The organism is Dyella sp. AtDHG13, assembly GCF_003201105.1.
In the GTDB taxonomy this organism is placed as follows: Bacteria; Pseudomonadota; Gammaproteobacteria; order Xanthomonadales; family Rhodanobacteraceae; genus Dyella; species Dyella jiangningensis_B.
This window is the reverse complement of sequence record NZ_QICJ01000007.1, coordinates 75,410-91,800: the sequence shown is the minus strand read 5'-3', so window position 1 is coordinate 91,800 and position 16,391 is coordinate 75,410. Positions and strand designations below refer to the sequence as shown.

The 16,391-nt window shown below is 66.5% G+C and carries 13 protein-coding genes and 1 pseudogene; 8 read left to right on the top strand and 6 right to left on the bottom strand.

The window, feature by feature from the left end; genetic code table 11:
- A complete protein-coding gene (locus BDW41_RS13015; RefSeq protein ID WP_074548637.1) occupies nt 1–1,605 on the bottom strand; it encodes an electron transfer flavoprotein-ubiquinone oxidoreductase in 1,605 nt (534 codons plus the stop codon).
- A 167-nt stretch (nt 1,606–1,772) separates the two neighbouring features.
- Between BDW41_RS13015 and BDW41_RS13010 the strand changes: the two genes are divergently transcribed.
- Both BDW41_RS13010 and BDW41_RS13005 read left to right on the top strand, forming a co-directional pair.
- Entirely contained in the window at nt 1,773–3,170 is a 1,398-nt protein-coding gene (locus BDW41_RS13010) for an amidase (protein WP_074548635.1), read from the top strand.
- An 18-nt stretch (nt 3,171–3,188) separates the two neighbouring features.
- A complete protein-coding gene (locus tag BDW41_RS13005; RefSeq protein ID WP_083337634.1) occupies nt 3,189–3,818 on the top strand; it encodes an alpha-ketoglutarate-dependent dioxygenase AlkB in 630 nt (209 codons plus the stop codon).
- A gap of 212 nt (nt 3,819–4,030) precedes the next feature.
- On the opposite strand, the gene BDW41_RS13000 is transcribed toward BDW41_RS13005, so the two are convergent.
- Genes BDW41_RS13000 through BDW41_RS12985 form a run of 4 tightly spaced genes read right to left on the bottom strand, consistent with a single transcriptional unit; the run spans nt 4,031 to nt 7,548 of the window.
- Nucleotides 4,031–4,654 carry an ABC-type transport auxiliary lipoprotein family protein gene (locus BDW41_RS13000; RefSeq protein ID WP_074548633.1) on the bottom strand — a complete coding sequence of 208 codons (624 nt, stop codon included), beginning with the start codon at nt 4,652–4,654 and terminating at the stop codon, nt 4,031–4,033.
- Nucleotides 4,651–5,589, bottom strand: a complete 939-nt coding sequence (locus BDW41_RS12995) for an MlaD family protein (protein ID WP_074548631.1) — start codon at nt 5,587–5,589, stop codon at nt 4,651–4,653. Before BDW41_RS12995 ends, BDW41_RS13000 begins: the two co-directional genes overlap by 4 nt.
- Nucleotide 5,590: 1 nt before the next feature.
- Nucleotides 5,591–6,406, bottom strand: a complete 816-nt coding sequence (locus tag BDW41_RS12990) for an ABC transporter ATP-binding protein (protein ID WP_074548629.1) — start codon at nt 6,404–6,406, stop codon at nt 5,591–5,593.
- Nucleotides 6,403–7,548, bottom strand: a complete 1,146-nt coding sequence (locus BDW41_RS12985; RefSeq protein ID WP_074548627.1) for an ABC transporter permease — start codon at nt 7,546–7,548, stop codon at nt 6,403–6,405. The genes BDW41_RS12990 and BDW41_RS12985 overlap by 4 nt, the downstream gene beginning before the upstream one ends.
- A gap of 168 nt (nt 7,549–7,716) precedes the next feature.
- Between BDW41_RS12985 and cysD the strand changes: the two are divergent.
- The 6 genes and pseudogenes from cysD to BDW41_RS12955 form a co-directional block, all read left to right on the top strand.
- Nucleotides 7,717–8,643 (top strand): annotated as a pseudogene (cysD, locus tag BDW41_RS12980) (sulfate adenylyltransferase subunit CysD); the annotation flags it as partial.
- Nucleotides 8,643–10,526, top strand: coding sequence for an adenylyl-sulfate kinase (cysC, locus tag BDW41_RS12975; protein ID WP_074548623.1), 1,884 nt, complete (start codon nt 8,643–8,645; stop codon nt 10,524–10,526). The pseudogene cysD and the gene cysC, both read left to right, overlap by 1 nt.
- Before the next feature lie 187 nt (nt 10,527–10,713).
- Complete coding sequence (gene gcvT / locus BDW41_RS12970; RefSeq protein ID WP_074548621.1) at nt 10,714–11,814, top strand: glycine cleavage system aminomethyltransferase GcvT; 1,101 nt, start codon at nt 10,714–10,716, stop codon at nt 11,812–11,814.
- Between the two features lie 105 nt (nt 11,815–11,919).
- Nucleotides 11,920–12,315, top strand: a complete 396-nt coding sequence (gene gcvH, locus BDW41_RS12965) for a glycine cleavage system protein GcvH (protein WP_074548619.1) — start codon at nt 11,920–11,922, stop codon at nt 12,313–12,315.
- A 637-nt stretch (nt 12,316–12,952) separates the two neighbouring features.
- Nucleotides 12,953–13,522: a met regulon transcriptional regulator MetJ gene (gene metJ, locus BDW41_RS23930; RefSeq protein ID WP_074548617.1), complete on the top strand. Its 570-nt coding sequence runs from the start codon at nt 12,953–12,955 to the stop codon at nt 13,520–13,522.
- 370 nt (nt 13,523–13,892) lie between these two features.
- Nucleotides 13,893–14,933 (top strand): energy transducer TonB, encoded by a 1,041-nt coding sequence (locus tag BDW41_RS12955; RefSeq protein ID WP_074548615.1) that lies wholly within the window; start codon nt 13,893–13,895, stop codon nt 14,931–14,933.
- Nucleotides 14,934–15,020: 87 nt separating this feature from the next.
- Here the strand turns inward: BDW41_RS12955 and BDW41_RS12950 are convergent, their stop codons facing one another.
- Nucleotides 15,021–16,325, bottom strand: a complete 1,305-nt coding sequence (locus BDW41_RS12950; protein ID WP_074548613.1) for a serine hydrolase domain-containing protein — start codon at nt 16,323–16,325, stop codon at nt 15,021–15,023.
- Nucleotides 16,326–16,391 lie beyond the last annotated feature (66 nt).

Sequence of the window (16,391 nt, the reverse complement as noted above, 5' to 3'; positions counted from 1 at the left end):
TCAGAGGTTCTGGTAATTCGGACCCGAGCCGCCTTCCGGCGTTACCCAGTTGATGATCTGGTAGGGGTCCTTGATGTCGCAGGTCTTGCAGTGCACGCAGTTGGCGGCGTTGATCTGCAGGCGTTTGCCTGCTTCGTCGTCGACGATCTCGTAGACGCCCGCGGGGCAGAAGCGCGTGCACGGGTTGCCGTATTCCACGCTGCACTTGGTCACGCACACGTTGGTGTCGGACACGTGGAGGTGGACGGGCTGATCTTCGTCGTGCTCGGTGGCGGCGAAATAGACGCCCGCCAGGCGGTCGCGCGGAGGCAGTTCGCGCGGCTGCACGTAGTCGCGCTTGGGCTCCTCGCATTCGCCCAGCTTGTGCAGCGACGACCAGTCCGCCTTGTTCTTCAGCGTCCACGGCGAGGCGCCGCCGACGGCGGTTTCCCACGCCGCGTTCAACATGCCGAACCACAGGCCCTTCTTGAAGCCGGGCTTGATGTTGCGGACCTTCTTCAGCTCGGCCATCACGTCCGAAGCGCGCAGCTTGGCGTCGAAGCCGGCGGGGTTCAGGTCGTTCGCGACCAGGTGTTCGGCGGCGAGCATGCCGCTCTTGATGGCCTGGTGCGTGCCCTTGATCTTGGGCACGTTGAGCAGGCCGGCGGTGTCGCCGATCAGCAGCGCGCCGGGCATCTCCACCTTCGGCAGCGACTGGTAGCCACCGGTGACGATGGCACGCGCACCGGCCGAAAGAATGGTGCCGCCTTCGAGCAGCGACTTCACCGACGGGTGGTTTTTCCACTGCTGGAAGGCTTCCCACGGCTGGTAGTTCGGGTCGCTGTAGTCCAGGCCGCTGACGTAGCCCAGCGCGATGCGATCCTTGTCCAGGTGATACAGGAAGCTGCCGCCGTAGGTGTGGCTGTCGGCGGGCCAGCCGAAGCTGTGCACGATCTTGCCCGGCTGCACGCGGCCGGCGGGCACCTGCCAGAGCTCCTTGATGCCGATGGAATAGCCCTGCGGGTCGCTGTCCTTGTCCAGCTCGAAGCGCTTGATCAGCTGCTTGGTGAGGCTGCCGCGCGCGCCTTCGGCGAGCACCGTGACCTTGGCCTTGATGTCGATGCCTTGCGTATAGCCGGCCTTGTGCGAACCGTCCTTCGCCACGCCCATGTCGCCGATGCGCACGCCGGCGACGGAGCCGTCTTCGTTGTAGATGTTGTCCGCCGCGGCGAAGCCGGGGAACACGTCCACGCCCAGCGCCTCGGCCTGCAGGGCCAGCCATGCGCACATGGCGCCCAGCGACACGATGAAGTTGCCGTGGTTGTTCATGCCCGGTGGCACCGGCAGCTTGCGGCCGCCGGTCTTGTCGAGCAGCCAGAACTCGTCTTCGGTGGCGGGCACGCAGATCGGCGGCGGATTGTCGCGCCAGCCCGGCAGCAGCGCATCCAGCGGTTGCGGTTCGATCACCGCGCCGGAGAGGATCTGGGCGCCGATGGTGGAGGCCTTTTCGATCACGCAGACCGTGGTGTCCGGCTTCAGCTGCTTGAGGCGGATGGCGAACGCGAGCCCGGAGGGGCCTGCGCCAACGACGACGACGTCGTATTCCATGATTTCGCGGTCGCTCACGGCGGACTCCAACGGGCTAGGGCGGCACGATACCGTTCACGGACGTATGGAACGGGCAAGCGAGCATTGTCCGGGTTCGGGCCACCGGGGGCAACGGTGGCCAGGTCCTTGCAAAGCCTTCATCCGACATCGCCATAATCCACACAGGGCAAGCCAGGGAAGAGAGCATGAATGTGCAGCCAGCCATCAGCGAACGTGATCTGCGTCGCGCCACCATGTGTCAGCTGCTGCATTGGCTGGCGGTGGAGCGCGTGCAGCCGCAGGCCCTGGCCGAGACCTATCTGGAAGCCATCGAGCGACTCAATCCGGAACTCAACGCCTACGTCAGCCTGAGCTCGACCATGCTGCAGGAGCAAGCGCTGGCCGCGCAGCACCGCCGCCGCGACGGCGTGATCGGCCGGCTCGATGGCATCCCCATCGCCCTCAAGGACAACTTCGACGTGGCGGGCTGGCCGACCAGCGCGGGCCTGGCGGGGCGCCGCCGGCCGGTGGCGGACGATGCCCACGTCGTATCGCGCCTGCGTGCCTCCGGCGCGGTGCTGGTCGGCAAGACCAACATGGACGAGGGCGCGCTGGGCGCGGTCACGGACAACCCGCACTTTGGCGCAACGCACAATCCGCATCGGCATGGCTACACGGCGGGTGGTTCGTCCGGCGGCGCGGCGGCCGCGGTCGCGGCGGGGCTGGCGGTGGCGGCAGTCGGGTCAGACAGTCTCGGCTCCGTGCGCATTCCCGCGAGCTATTGCGGCATCTACGCGCTCAAGCCGACGCACGGAGAAATTTCCGCGCGCGGCATGGTGCCGGCGGCGAGGCGGCTGGACACCGTGGGCCTGCTCGCGCGCAGCGCGGACGATCTCACTGTGTTGCTGCAGGTGCTGGCCGGCTATGACGCCGACGACCCGCGCTCGCGTCGCCGACGCGTCGCGCTGTCGCCGCCCGACTGGGAGCCGGGCCGTCTGCGCGCGGGTTTTCTGCCCAACCTCGCGGCGCTCGGCGTGCATCCGGACGTGGTGAACGTGTTCGAGGAAGCGCTGTCGAAATGGCCGCGCGAACTGGGCGAGCGTCGCACCGTGGACTTCAGCGACTGGGATTTCGCCCGCACGCGGCGTGCCGGTCTGCTGCTGATGGAAGCGGAGATGCTCGGCACGTTCGCCGCCGATCTGGCCGACACCGGTCAGCGGGCCTCCGAAGACTTCCGCCGTCTGCTCAGCTACGCCGCCGGCAAGAGCGCCGCCGATTACGCGACGGCCGATCGCGTGCTGGATGCCGCCACGCTCAAGATGCGTCGCCTGTTCGCGCAGATCGACGTGCTGGTGCTGCCCACCACGCCGCAGGGTGCCTTTCCGCTGGATGGCCCGGTGCCCGATTCGCAGGCCGACCTCACCAGCTTCGCCAGCCTGGCGGGTTGTCCTGCAGTGAACATCCCCATGGGCTATCTGCCGGACGGCATGCCGATCGGCTTGCAACTGGTGGGCGCGCGCGGGTCGGACCTGCGCCTGCTCGAACTCGCTTCGGTATGCGCGGCCACGCTGGATGTGGAGCCGGCGTTTCCGGCCATCCGTTGACGTTGCGCGGGGTGACGCGTGGGCTTGTTTGACCAGACGGCTGCCGATGGCTGGCAGCCGCTGCCGCTTCCCCATGCCGAACTCTCGTTATGGCCGCATTGGTTGGCGCAGGACGAAGCCGATGCCTTGCTGGCCGAGCTGCGCGCGACGATTCCGTGGGAAGTCCATCGCATCCGCATCTTCGGTCGCGAGGTGGATTCGCCCCGGCTCAGTTGCTGGATTGGCGACAAGGACGCGACCTACGTCTACTCGCGCACTCGCTTCGAGCCGCGGCCGTGGACACCGGCACTCGCTGCATTGCGCGACCGCATCGCCCAGGCCTGCGGCGCCCGCTTCAACAGCGTGCTTGCCAACCTTTACCGCGACGGCCGCGATTCCATGGGCTGGCACAGCGACAACGAGCCCGAGCTGGGGGCGCAGCCGGTGATTGCATCGCTGAGCCTGGGTGCGGTGCGGCGCTTCCGCCTGAAGCCGCGCGAGGAAGCCACGCGCGAGGATGTGCTGGGCATCGAGTTGGGCCACGGCAGCTTGCTGCGCATGGCGGGCGATACCCAACAGCGCTACGTGCACGACCTGCCGAAGACCAGCGCGGCAGTGGGGCCGCGCATCAATCTGACGTTTCGCTGGGTGGATGCGTCGCGACGCTAGTGTTTGGGCGCCTGTGCACGATCTCCGCGACATTCATTGCCTCTCACCGTCATTCCGGCGCAGGCCGGAATCCAGTGGCGTCCACGCAAGGTTTTCGCGATAACACTCACCATCGCCTTCGCCAAAACCAAACCGTGCGGTTACTGGATTCCGGCCTGCGCCGGAATGACGGTGAGGAAAATAGGCGTTCGAGCGAGATCGGGAACAGACTTCTAGTTGGTATGGACGTCGCGGCCATCCAGTGGCTGCTGCAGCGTCCAGCCAACCACCTGCGAGGCGAGTGCATCGGTGGCCTGCCCGAAGGCGGCCACGACCTGCGGTACCGCGGTGCCGTTCACCGGCTGGCTGATGTCGAAGCGGCGGCTGGCCACGATGCGCAGTCCGCTGCTTTTCACCAGGCGCGCGTCGAAGCGGATCACCACCACGGGCTGGCCGTTTTCGTACTCGGTCTGGAAAGCGCGCAGGTCGCCGGACAGGAAGTAGTCCGCCTGCAGGCTGGTTTCATCGCTGCTGAGGCCGGCGATGCGTCCGTTGTCGCGGAAGGCATCGACCAGGCGGTTGCGCAGCAACGTCGTGGCCGAGTCGCTCCAGCGCGCGCCCTTGTAGACGCTCATCGTGTCGCCTTGCGGCAGCACGGTGATGCGCGAGCTGTCGATCATGCGCTCCGCATGCGGCGTGTCGATGCGCAGCGACCAGTTCACGGGCGCGCCGGCATCATGCGGCAGCGGCGTGGCCGGCAGGCGGTAGATCTGTTGCGGTTCCGCCTTGGGCAGTACCGAGCAGGCGCTCAACAGGGCGATCGCCATCCCGGCGAAAACGTGGGCGAGCAACTTCATGGCTCAAACTCCTTGTTGCGTTCGCGGCCGAGCAGGAAGCTGGCCGGATTGTCGTCGAGACGGCGCGAGATGCCGCGCAGCGAACCGGCGGCGTCGCGCAGTTCGCGCACGGCCGGGCCCAGTTCGCTGAAGCCTTGCAGACCGCCGTTGATGGCGGCGCGATTGTCGCTGAGCATCCGGTCGATGTCGGCGGCGGAGCGTTCCAGCGACGCCATGGCGTTGCGTGCGCTGTCCAGCGTGGCGCGTCCCTGGTTGTCGACCAGGCCGTTGGCGTTGCGCACCAGCTGATCGGTCTGCGCCAGCGTCTCGTTGGCCTGCTTGCTGGCGAGTGCGAGCTGCTGCAGCAGCTGGCGAATGTCGTCGCGCTGGCTGGCGATGGCGCCGGTGGCCTGGTCCAGGTGTTCCAGCGTGCGGCTGATGCGGTCGGTGTTCTCCGGCGACAGCAGCATGTTGGCGCGCGCCACCACTTCATTGATATTGGTCACCAGGTCCTCGCCGTTGGCGAGGATGCGGCTGAGCGGCGAAGGGTCGGCCACGATCACCGGCGGCTGGCCATCGCGGGATTCGAGCGCCGGGCTGCCAGGCGAGCCGCCGCTGAGCTGGATGATCGACAAGCCGGTGACGCCGGTCATCGTGAGCTTGGCATGCGTGTCCTGCTTCACCGGCGTGTCGCCGCCAACGCGGATGCGCGCCAGCACCTTGCGCGGATCCTTGGGGTCGAGCTTGAGCTGGGTGACGTCGCCCACCTTGATGCCGTTGTACTGCACGGCACTGCCTTGCGAGAGGCCGCTCACCGCTTCGTTGAACACCACTTGGTATTCGGAGAACTGGCGATCCGAGCTGGACTTGGCGAGCCACAGCCCGAACAGCAGGGCGGCGGCGACCACGATCACCGTGAACAGGCCAATCAATACGTGATGGGCACGCGTTTCCATATCACTTCACCTCGGTAAACGGAGCTCGCTCGTGCGCTTCTTCGGCAGCGCGGCCGCGCGGGCCATGGAAATAGGCTTGCACCCAGGGGTCGGGACACTGGGCCACCTCATCCAGCGGGCCGACCACCAGCACCTTCTTCTGGGAGAGCACGGCCACGCGGTCGCAGATGGTGTAGAGCGTGTCCAGGTCGTGCGTGACCAGGAACACCGTCAGGCCCAGCGCGTCGCGCAGGGTCAGGATCAACTGGTCGAAGGCGGCGGCGCTGATCGGGTCCAGGCCAGCGGTGGGTTCGTCCAGAAAGAGGATTTCCGGGTCCAACGCCAGTGCGCGGGCCAGCGCCGCGCGCTTCACCATGCCGCCGGAGAGTTCCGAGGGATATTTGGTCTCGGCGCCCGCCGGCAATCCCGCCAGCGCCAGCTTCACGCCGCCGAGCTGCTGCGCGTCGGGGCGTTGCAGGCCGGCGTGTTCGATCAGCGGCATGGCGACGTTCTCCACGATGTTGAGCGAGGAGAACAGCGCGCCGTTCTGGAACAGCACGCCGAAGCGCCGCTCCACGCGCGAGCGCTGCTCGGGCGGCAGATCCTGCAGGTCCTGGCCGAACACGCGGACCTGGCCCGAGGTCGGCCGGCGCAGGCCCACGATGCTGCGCAGGAGCACGGACTTTCCCGTGCCCGAGCCACCCACCACGCCGAGGATCTCGCCACGGCGGACGTCCAGGTCCAGATGCTCATGCACGGTCTGCGTGCCGAAGCGATTGACCAGATCGCGCACCTCAATGACGTTGTCGACCGGATGCGGTTTCGCGACGGCGTTCACCAGCCCATCTCCATATAGAAGAGCGCCGCCACGGCGTCGAGCAGGATCACCACGAAGATCGACTGCACCACGCTCGAAGTGGTGTGCTCGCCGACCGACTCCGCGCTGCCCGTGACCTTGAAGCCCTCCAGGCAGCCGATCACGGCGATCAGGAACGCGAAGATCGGCGCCTTGGCCATGCCGACGAGGAAATGCCGCACACCGATGTCGGACTTGACCAGGTTCACGAACATCACCGGCGGAATGTCCAGCACCATCGCGCACACCAGGCCGCCGCCCACCAGGCCAGCGATCATGGCGAGAAAGGTAAGCATGGGCAGCGAGGCCAGCATCGCCAGCACGCGTGGCAGCACCAGCAGTTCCATGGGGTCGAGGCCTAGCGCGCGGATGGCGTCGATTTCCTCGTTCGCCTTCATCGATCCGATCTGCGCGGTGAAGGCGCTGGCGGTGCGGCCCGCCATCAGGATGGCGGTAAGCAGCACGGCAAACTCGCGCAGGAACGAGAACGCCACCAGGTCGACCGTATAGATGGTGGCGCCGAAATCCGCGAGTACCGTGGAACCCAGGAAGGCCACCACCGCGCCGACCATGAAGGTGAGCAGCGCCACGATGGGCACAGCGTCCAGGCCGGTTTGCTCCACGTGCGATACCAGTGAGGTGACGCGCCAGCGCCGTGGGTGCAGGATCGTCCGGAACAGGCTTTCCAGGGTCAGGCCGACGAAGCCGAGCAGGCGCACCTGCTGGTGCCACACGTTTTCCATCGCCGCGCCGATGCGCGCCAGCAGTTCGGTCGCCGTGTTGTGACGCCGCTTGGCCTTGGGCTCGACGTAGCCGGCCATGGCCTTGCCCACGGTCTGCAGCAGCGCGCGCTGCGCGGCGGGCAGAGTTGGGTCGTCGCTGGCCAGGTCGCTGAGCCGCCGGGCGCCCAGCAGGCCCGCCAGCAGCGCGGCGCCCGCGGTGTCCAGCGTGCCCAGGCCGCTCAAGTCGATGGGCGTGTGGCTGTCGAGCCGGCTCTTCAGCGCGTCGACGGCGCGCTCTAGCGTGCCGTAGTGCGCCAGCGTCCAGTCGCCGGCCACGCGCAGGCGTGGCGGCGTGGTGGTGGCATCGAGTTGTGCGCTTCCTGTCGCCATCGACGTACTCATGGGGCGCGATCTTAGTGGAGTGTCGCGTAAGACGGGTGACGAAATGATGCCGAGGTCAGCGAGGGAAAAGCTGAAGCGTTCTCCTACGCCTTGAGGCCGCCGGCACTGCCTGGCCCGCCGTTTTCCGCTAAATTGACCCATTGACCGTGCACCCGACAGCCGTCGAGGGCCCAGGAACCAGTGACGCCACGCATGACTTCCCTGTCCTATCTGGACGCGCTCGAAGCCGAGAGCATCCACATCTTTCGCGAAACGGCGGCCGCTTTCGAGCGCCCCGTGATGCTGTACTCCATCGGCAAGGACTCCTCGGTCCTGCTGCATCTGCTGCGCAAGGCGTTCTATCCGGCCCGCCCGCCGATGCCGTTGCTGCACGTGGACACCACCTGGAAGTTCCGCGAGATGATCGCCTTCCGCGATCAGGTGGCGGCGGCGGGTGACGTCGAGGTGTTGGTCCACATCAACGAGGAGGGCGTGCGCCAGGGCATTTCCCCGCTCACGCACGGCTCGGCCGTGCACACGGATGTGATGAAGACCGTGGCGCTCAAGCAGGCGCTGGACAAGTACCGTTTCGACGCCGCCATCGGTGGCGCGCGCCGCGACGAGGAGAAATCCCGCGCCAAGGAGCGCGTGTTCTCCTTCCGCAACGCACAGCACCGCTGGGACCCCAAGCAGCAGCGCCCGGAGCTGTGGCACACCTACAACACGCAGATCCACAAGGGCGAAAGCGTGCGCGTCTTCCCGTTGTCCAACTGGACCGAGATGGACGTGTGGCACTACATCCGCCGCGAAGGGATCGAGGTGGTGCCGCTGTACTTCGCCAAGCCCCGTCCGGTGGTCGAGCGGGACGGCGCGCTGATCATGGTGGACGACGACCGCTTCACCCTGCGCGAAAACGAAAAGATCGAAATGCGCAACGTGCGTTTCCGCACCCTGGGCTGCTATCCGCTGACCGGCGCGGTGGAGTCCACCGCCGACACGCTGGACCAGATCATCGACGAGATGGCCGCCTCCCGCAGTTCGGAGCGTCAGGGCCGGGTGATCGACAACGACGGCAACGCCTCGATGGAGCGTAAGAAGCAGGAGGGGTATTTCTGATGGCCGCCACCAACCCCGCCAGCGCGTCGGACACCGCCCTGTTGCGCTTCATCACCTGCGGCAGCGTCGACGACGGCAAGAGCACGCTGCTCGGCCGGCTGCTCTACGACGCCGGCATGGTGCCGGACGACCAGCTCGCCGCGCTGGCCCGCGACAGCCGCAAGCTGCACGCGGATGCACCCGACGCGCTGGATTTCTCCCTGCTCACCGACGGCCTCGATGCGGAGCGCCAGCAGGGCATCACCATCGACGTGGCCTACCGCTACTTCCACACGCCCCGGCGCAACTTCATCGTGGCGGACTGCCCGGGCCACGAGCAGTACACCCGCAACATGGCCACCGGCGCCTCCACCGCCCAGCTGGCGGTGGTGCTGGTGGATGCACGCAAGGGCCTGCTGCCGCAGACGCGCCGGCATAGCTACATCTGCGCCCTGATGGGCATTCGCCAGGTGGTGCTGGCGGTGAACAAGATGGACCTGGTGGATTGCCGCGAGGACATCTATGCGGCCATTGCCCACGAATACCGCGAACTGGCCGTCCAGCTGGGCATCACCTCGGTGCACTGCCTGCCGGTGATCGCGCCGGGCGGCGACAATGTTGGCCAGCGCTCCGCGCGCATGCCCTGGTATCAGGGGCCGACCCTGCTGGAATGGCTGGAGTCGGCCGACACCACGGTCGCGCAGGCCGAAGCCTTCCGCATGCCGGTGCAATGGGTGAACCGTCCGGACGCTTCCTTCCGCGGCTACGCCGGCACGGTGTGCGGCGGCCGGCTCGCGGTGGGCGCGGAGATCGTGGTGGAGCCGGCCATGCGCCGCGCCCGCATCGAGCGCATCGTGACCGCCGATGGCGACCGGCCGGAAGCCATTGCCGGCCAGGCGGTCACGCTGACGCTGGACCGCGAGGTCGACATCAGCCGCGGCGATGTGATCGCCGACGCGGCGCGTCCGGCGCCGGTGGCCGACCAGTTCGCCGCCCACGTGCTGTGGATGGGCGACGAGCCGCTGCTGCCCAATCGCGCCTACTGGCTCAAGATCGGCTCGCGCACGGTCAACGCGCGCATCACCTCGATCAAGCACAAGGTGGACGTCAACACCCAGGCCGAGCTGGCGGCGCGCCGCCTGGACCTCAACGAGGTCGGCTACTGCAACATCGACCTGGACCATGCCATCGCGTTCGAGTCGTACCAGGACAACCGCACCCTGGGCGGTTTCATCCTGATCGACCGCACCACCCACGCCACCGTCGGCTGCGGCATGCTGGACTTCGCCTTGCGCCGCGCCGCCAACGTGCACTGGCAGCACACCGACCTGGACAAGGAGGTGCGCAGCGCCAGCAAGGGTCAGCAGGCGCGCTGCCTGTGGTTCACCGGGCTGTCCGGCGCGGGCAAGTCGACCATCGCCAATCTGGTGGAGCGGCGTCTGCATTCGCTGGGCTACCACACCTACATGCTCGACGGCGACAACCTGCGCCATGGCCTGAACAAGGATCTCGGCTTCACACCCGAGGCGCGCGTGGAGAACGTCCGCCGCGTCGCCGAGGTCGCCCATCTGATGGTCGACGCCGGCCTGATCGTGCTGGTGTGCGTCATCTCGCCGTTCCAGAGCGAGCGCCAGTTCGCGCGCAGCCTGTTCGACGAGGACGAATTCCTCGAGGTGTTCGTCGACACCACGCTGGACGAGTGCGAGCGCCGCGATCCCAAGGGCCTTTATCGCAAGGCCCGTGCCGGCGAGATCCTCAACTTCACCGGCATCGACTCGCCTTACGAAGTGCCCGAAAACGCCGAACTGCATCTGCGCACCACGGGGCTGCGACCCGAGCAGCTCGCGGAGCAGGTGGTCGAACAATTGCTGGCCGGCCTGGGCCATTCGACCCACGCATCCTGATCGACGCACTTGCCGTCATCCCGGCCGACACCGGGATGACGGCGACAAGCCGGCGCGCACGCCTGGGCATGCTGCGCTGCACGAGACGCGGCCGATACGCCCACGCACGTTCAGCCTTTGCCGCGCTTGGCTTGGAATGTGTCCGTGCGCCCGGCGATAATGTTTCTTTCCCCAGGGCACGACTGCGATGACCGAGAAGACCGTACTCAACGACACCCATCGTGCGCTCGGCGCGCGCATGGTCGATTTCGGCGGCTGGGACATGCCGATCAACTACGGCTCGCAGATCGAGGAACACCACGCGGTCCGCCGTGACGCCGGCATGTTCGACGTATCGCACATGACGGTGGTCGACCTGCACGGCCCGCGCACGCGCGAGTTCCTGCGCCACCTGCTGGCCAACAGCGTGGACAAGCTCAAGGTGCAGGGCAAGGCGCTGTACTCGTGCATGCTCAACGAGCAGGGCGGCGTGATCGACGACCTGATCGTGTACTTCCTCGGCGAGGAGTTCTTCCGCCTGGTGGTGAATGCCGCCACCCGCGAAAAGGACCTCAAGTGGATCGAGCAGCAGGCCAGGGCCTTCGGGGTCGAGGTCAAGGAGCGCCCGGACTTCGCCATGATCGCGGTGCAGGGCCCGAACGCCCGCGCCAAGGTCATCGGCCTGCTGGCGGAAGTGGATCACGAGCGCATCGGCAAGCTCGGCAAGTTCGCCGCCGCCGCCGCGCAGGGCCCGCACGGCATGCCGCTGTTCGTCGCCCGCACCGGCTACACCGGTGAGGACGGTTTCGAGATCGTCGTGCCGCAGGAGCACGCCGTGGCCCTGTGGCAGGCGCTCGCCGCCGCCGGCGTCGCCCCGGCCGGCCTGGGCGCGCGCGACACGCTGCGCCTGGAAGCGGGCATGAACCTCTACGGCCAGGACATGGACGAAACCGTGTCGCCGTGGGAGGCCAACCTCGGCTGGACCATCGCGCTGGACGAAGGCCGCGACTTCATCGGCCGCAAGGCGCTCGAAGCGCAGAAGGCCGCCGGCGTGCAGCGCGTGATGGTGGGCCTGGTGCTGGACGAGAAGGGCGTGCTGCGCCACGGCCAGCCGGTGCTCACCGCCAACGGCGCGGGCGAGATCCTCTCCGGCAGCTTTGCGCCCACGCTCAACAAGGCGGTGGCGTTCGCGCGCATTCCCGCCGGCGAGCCGGGCGACGTGCGCGTGGACATCCGCGGCAAGGAAGTGCCGGTGCGCGTGGTGAAGTACCCCTTCGTGCGCGACGGCAAGCCCTGCGAGGGCATCTGATTTTCCATCTGGCGGCAACCGGGCCTGGGCCCGTGTTGCCAATCCGGTGGAGCGGCTAGAATTGCCGCTCCATCCACGACCCCACATCAACGACTGGATCCGATCATGAGCGAGATTCCCGGCGATCTGAAATTCCTGAAGTCCCACGAGTGGGCCCGCGTCGAAGACGACGGCCTGGTTCGCGTGGGTATCTCCGACCATGCCCAGGGCCAGCTCGGCGATCTGGTGTACGTCGAACTGCCCGAGATCGGCGCAAGCGTGCAGGCCGGTCACGGCGTGGCCGTGGTCGAGTCGGTCAAGGCCGCCTCGGACATCTACAGCCCGGTCTCCGGCGAGATCGTCGCGGTCAACGAGGCCCTCAACGACAAGCCCGAAACCATCAACGAAGACGCCTTCGGCGATGGCTGGATCTTCCTGGTCCGCGCCAGCGACCGTGGCGAGCTCAACGAGCTGCTCGACGCCGACGCCTATGCCGAGCTGATCGAGAACGAAGACCACTAAACCCCGTCTTCGACGCTTCACCCGACGCCGGCCGCCGCAAGCGGCCGGCGTCTTTTTTGAGTGGACGTCCGCGCGTTTCCCGACTTTCGGCAGCCGTCGCGGCATCGTGGAATGCAGTGTTTTTTCGTACTGCAGTTGTCGCCGTTCATGCCGATAGATGTCCAGGTCGGCGGTTCCGGAATATCGGGTTCGCGATCGGGGCCGCATGCCGAGGCGACCGGCTTCGATGCGTTGGACACCCTCGGAGGGTGTTCGGAACGCCCCTTTGGGGCGGTCCCCGAAAAAATAATTTCAGTCGACTTTCGTTCATCCAGGAGGGTGTCTTCGGGGCATCTGCGGCATGTGCTTGATGTGTCTTGGTTTATGAGACACGCATGTTGCGGTGCGCTAGTCGCTGAAAAGACAAAATGCCTTGTTTTAAGCGGTTTTATTCAACTTGAGGTAATCAAGGACGCATTTGATTCTGGATGTATGGACGTCCAAATGAAAATGCCGTCGAACCCCTGCAAGGCCTTGTCTGGCGGGGGTTTGGACCCTCCTGGGGGTGGGTGAAACGGATTGATTTCATGGTTAAAATCAATTGACAGCTGAAATCTTCAGGAATAGCTTTCGCATCGGAACACGGAGAACGGGTGCCATGGCAACATCGAAATTCATCCCGCCTTATATCGAGCATGGAGAAAAGGCCGGCGCAGTACGCAAGATCACGGTCTCGATTCCACTGCACGTTCTAAGGCCCCTGTCTGACGAACGCACCCGTCGTCAGGTGAACAATCTTCGGCACGCCACCAACAGCGACTTGCTGGTGGAGGCGTTCCTACATGCTTTTACTGGGCAACCACTGCCAACTGATGAGGAGCTGAGACGAACTATGGCCACTGCCAAGAAAGCCACTGCTAAGAAGTCTGCCGCCAAGAAGGCGGTCAAGAAGGCCGCCGCCAAGCGTGCGGTCAAGAAGGCCGTTGTGAAGCGTGCGGTCAAGAAGGCCGCCGCCAAGAAGGTCGTGAAGAAGGCCGCCGCCAAGCGCGTTGCCAAGAAGGCCGCGACCAAGCGCGTTGCCAAGAAGGCCGCGACCAAGCGCGTTGCCAAGAAGGCTGCCACCAAGCGCGTCGCCAAGAAGGCTGCCGCTGCCAAGGTGGTGAAGGCCACCAAGGCCGTGAAGGCCCCCAAGGCCAAGGCTGCCAAGGCCCCCAAGGCCAAGAAGTAAGCTTTACGCTTTAAGGCTTCACTCTTAATAACAAGCAAGAACGACTTTTCTCCCCGCGGTGCCCAGCGCGGGGAGAGTCCTTCGAAAGAGCGACTCGTCCCGGCCCTTGCCGGGACGCTTCGTTTCTGGGGTCGGAAAATCCGGGGTAGGAAAATTTCCTAACGCCAGGCTGTCTGCCGAAGGGTGCCGAGATGTCAGCCGGTGCCTTGCCATGTGCGCGCCATCGCCGACACGACGAACGATTTGCCGTAGTGCTGCATTACGGTTACCTTTCACACATCCGCGCCGCGGCAAGCCTTGGGGAGGCGTGCCGCTCCTGGATTCACAGGGGGAAAAAGCGCGGGTATCTGATGCCACTCGGTGAGAGATCATGGATACCCGATACACATTTCATGCGCGTCGCTACGCGCGTGGGGCCGTTCGGCCCGCCACTATTGCCATCACTGCCGTCATTGCCGTTCTGGCTGCGGCGTCCTGGTTCCTCATCATCAAGCCGCACCAGGATCTGGTTTCGGCGGACCTGGGCGCGCACCCGTCCACGCCGGTAACGGCCGGTGTGCAGGCGCCGCCACCACCGGTCAACGTGGCCGCCATGAGCATGAACCAGCTGCTTGCCGAAGCGCGCAAGGCGGTGATCGACCAGCGCCTGCTCGCGCCGGCCGGCAACAACGCCTTCGAGTTCTACCTCAAGGTGCTGGAAAAGGACCCGGGCAACCAGGTGGCTACGGATGCGCTGCGCGAAACCTTCCCGGTGGGCGCGAGCGTGGCCGAACAGGCCATCAACCAGCGCGACTTCAACGAAGCGCAGCGGCAGATCGACCTGTTGGCCCGCGCCGACCCGGCGAACTACACGCTGACCATCCTGCGTTCCAAGCTCGACGCCCAGCGCAAGCTGCAGGACCGCGAGCAGCAGCTGGCGTCGGACAAGGAGAGGCAGCAGCAACTGGCGGCGCAGAAGGCGGCCTCGGACAAGGCCGAAGCCGAACGCCTCGCCGCGGAGTCGCAGCAGAAGGCGCAGGCCGACCAGCGTGCGGCACAGGCGCGCGCCGCGCAGCAGCAAGCGGCGGAAGCGGCGCGGCAGCAGCAGGCCGCCACCTCGACCGCCAGTGCCAGCAACTCGGCGACGGCGAACGCGGGCGGCACGCACCCGGCGGTGCTGTTGCGCAACGTGGCGCCGCGTTATCCGACCACAGCGGTTCGCGCCAACCAGGAAGGCTGGGTGGAGGTGACCTTCACCATCACGCCGGATGGCACCGTCGACGACGTAAAGGTGGTGGATGCCGAGCCGCGCCACGTGTTCGACCGCGCCGCCACCGAAGCGGTGAGCCGCTGGAAGTTCCAGCCGGCGACGCAGGACGGCAACCCGGTCGCCTCGCAGGACAAGCGCCGCATCGTGTTCAAGCTCAACTGACGACAGGCCGGCCGTGTTCGCACGGCCGGCAGCCTTACGAAGGCGTCGCATGGAAACATGCGGCGCCTTCGTTTTTGAGTTGCGAGGTCAGTCCTTGCTGCGCGCGGTGGCCGCGTGCCTGCTCTTGCGGCGCACCTTGCCCTTGGCCGTGCTGGCGGCGGGTGCGTCGCTCTCGATGCCGGCCCAGTCCACGTGCGGCAAACCCAGCAGGCTGTCGAACACCATCGGCAGCAATCCGGCGGGCAGGGGATCGGCGGAATTCCACATCATCACCATGCCCACGTGGCGCTTGGGCAGGAAGCCGATCATGGTGCGATAGCCCTCGACGGCGCCGGCGTGGAAGATCATCGTCTCGCCTTCGTAGTCGAACACGCGCCAGCCCAACGCATACGATGCATCCTCCAGGCGCGCGCGGCGCCACGGGGCGGAGTGCATCTCGATCGGCGTGGCTATCTCCGGCGCATGCAGCGTGGCCAGCAGCGTGGCGGGCAGCACGTCCGGGCGTCCGCCCATCTGCGCGATCAGCCACTGCTCCATGTCCTTGAGGCTGGCGTTGACGCCGGCAGCGGGGGCGACGCGGTAGTACGCCTCCTTCGGCTCGAAGGGAATCCAGCCGTTGCTGCCGGGACGATGCGGACGCGCCCAGCTCTTGCTGGCCTCCAGGCCTTCGCGGCCGTAGCTGGCAGTTTTCATGCCGAGCGGGAAGAAGATGTTCTTGTCGACCTGGCGCGTGAAGAAGTCGCCGGTCTGCGCGTAGATCACGTCGCCGATCAGGCTGAAGGCAATGTTCTGGTAGCCGTAGCACTGGCCGACGTCGCAGGTGAGCGTGACCTCGTCCAGCCGGCGCGCCAGTTCCTCGTAGGACAGGTTTTCCTCGAGCAGGTTGTCGTAGGTGTTCTTCGGCAGGCCCAGGCGCTGGCCAAGAATGTCGCGCACGGTGGCCTGCTGCGCGGCGCCATCGTTCTTGAGCTTGAAGAAAGGCAGCACCGCGACGAGCTTGGTGTCCCACGAGAGCTTGCCGCTATCCACCAGCACGCCGGTCAGCGCGGTGGCGAAGGCCTTGGACAAGGACGCCAGGCGGAACACCGTTTCGGGCGTCACCGGCTCGCGCGTGGACGCGTCGGCGTAACCGATGGTGTCCTCGAACACCACCTTGTTGTCCGCCACCACCGCGGTGGCCAGGCCGGCGACGGCGTTGCGCTGGTCCAGGCGTTCCAGCCACTGCTGGTAGGACGCCAGCGTGTCCTTCATCCGATCGGCGGGCACGCTCTGCGAGGCGGGCGGCAAGCCGGCGTCGGCATCATTCGAGGGAGTGGCGGCATGCGCGATGGGCGAGAGGCTGACGAGCCCCAGCGTGGCGGCAATGAGCAGTGGAAGCGTGCGAAACGTCATGCTGTTCGATGGTGATGGGCGCCGCTTGGCGCCGTGTCGACATACAGCTCGGGAGAGAGCCGGGCC

Excerpts from the sequence above, each read along its gene's own strand:
- BDW41_RS13010 (WP_074548635.1), top strand. The coding sequence starts at position 1,773 with ATGAATGTGCAGCCAGCCATCAGCGAACGTGATCTGCGTCGCGCCACC.
- cysC (WP_074548623.1), top strand. The coding sequence starts at position 8,643 with ATGGCCGCCACCAACCCCGCCAGCGCGTCGGACACCGCCCTGTTGCGC.
- metJ (WP_074548617.1), top strand. The coding sequence starts at position 12,953 with ATGGCAACATCGAAATTCATCCCGCCTTATATCGAGCATGGAGAAAAG.
- gcvT (WP_074548621.1), top strand. The coding sequence starts at position 10,714 with ATGACCGAGAAGACCGTACTCAACGACACCCATCGTGCGCTCGGCGCG.
- BDW41_RS12955 (WP_074548615.1), top strand. The coding sequence starts at position 13,893 with ATGGATACCCGATACACATTTCATGCGCGTCGCTACGCGCGTGGGGCC.
- BDW41_RS13000 (WP_074548633.1), bottom strand. The coding sequence starts at position 4,654 with ATGAAGTTGCTCGCCCACGTTTTCGCCGGGATGGCGATCGCCCTGTTG.
- BDW41_RS12985 (WP_074548627.1), bottom strand. The coding sequence starts at position 7,548 with ATGAGTACGTCGATGGCGACAGGAAGCGCACAACTCGATGCCACCACC.
- BDW41_RS12995 (WP_074548631.1), bottom strand. The coding sequence starts at position 5,589 with ATGGAAACGCGTGCCCATCACGTATTGATTGGCCTGTTCACGGTGATC.
- BDW41_RS12950 (WP_074548613.1), bottom strand. The coding sequence starts at position 16,325 with ATGACGTTTCGCACGCTTCCACTGCTCATTGCCGCCACGCTGGGGCTC.
- gcvH (WP_074548619.1), top strand. The coding sequence starts at position 11,920 with ATGAGCGAGATTCCCGGCGATCTGAAATTCCTGAAGTCCCACGAGTGG.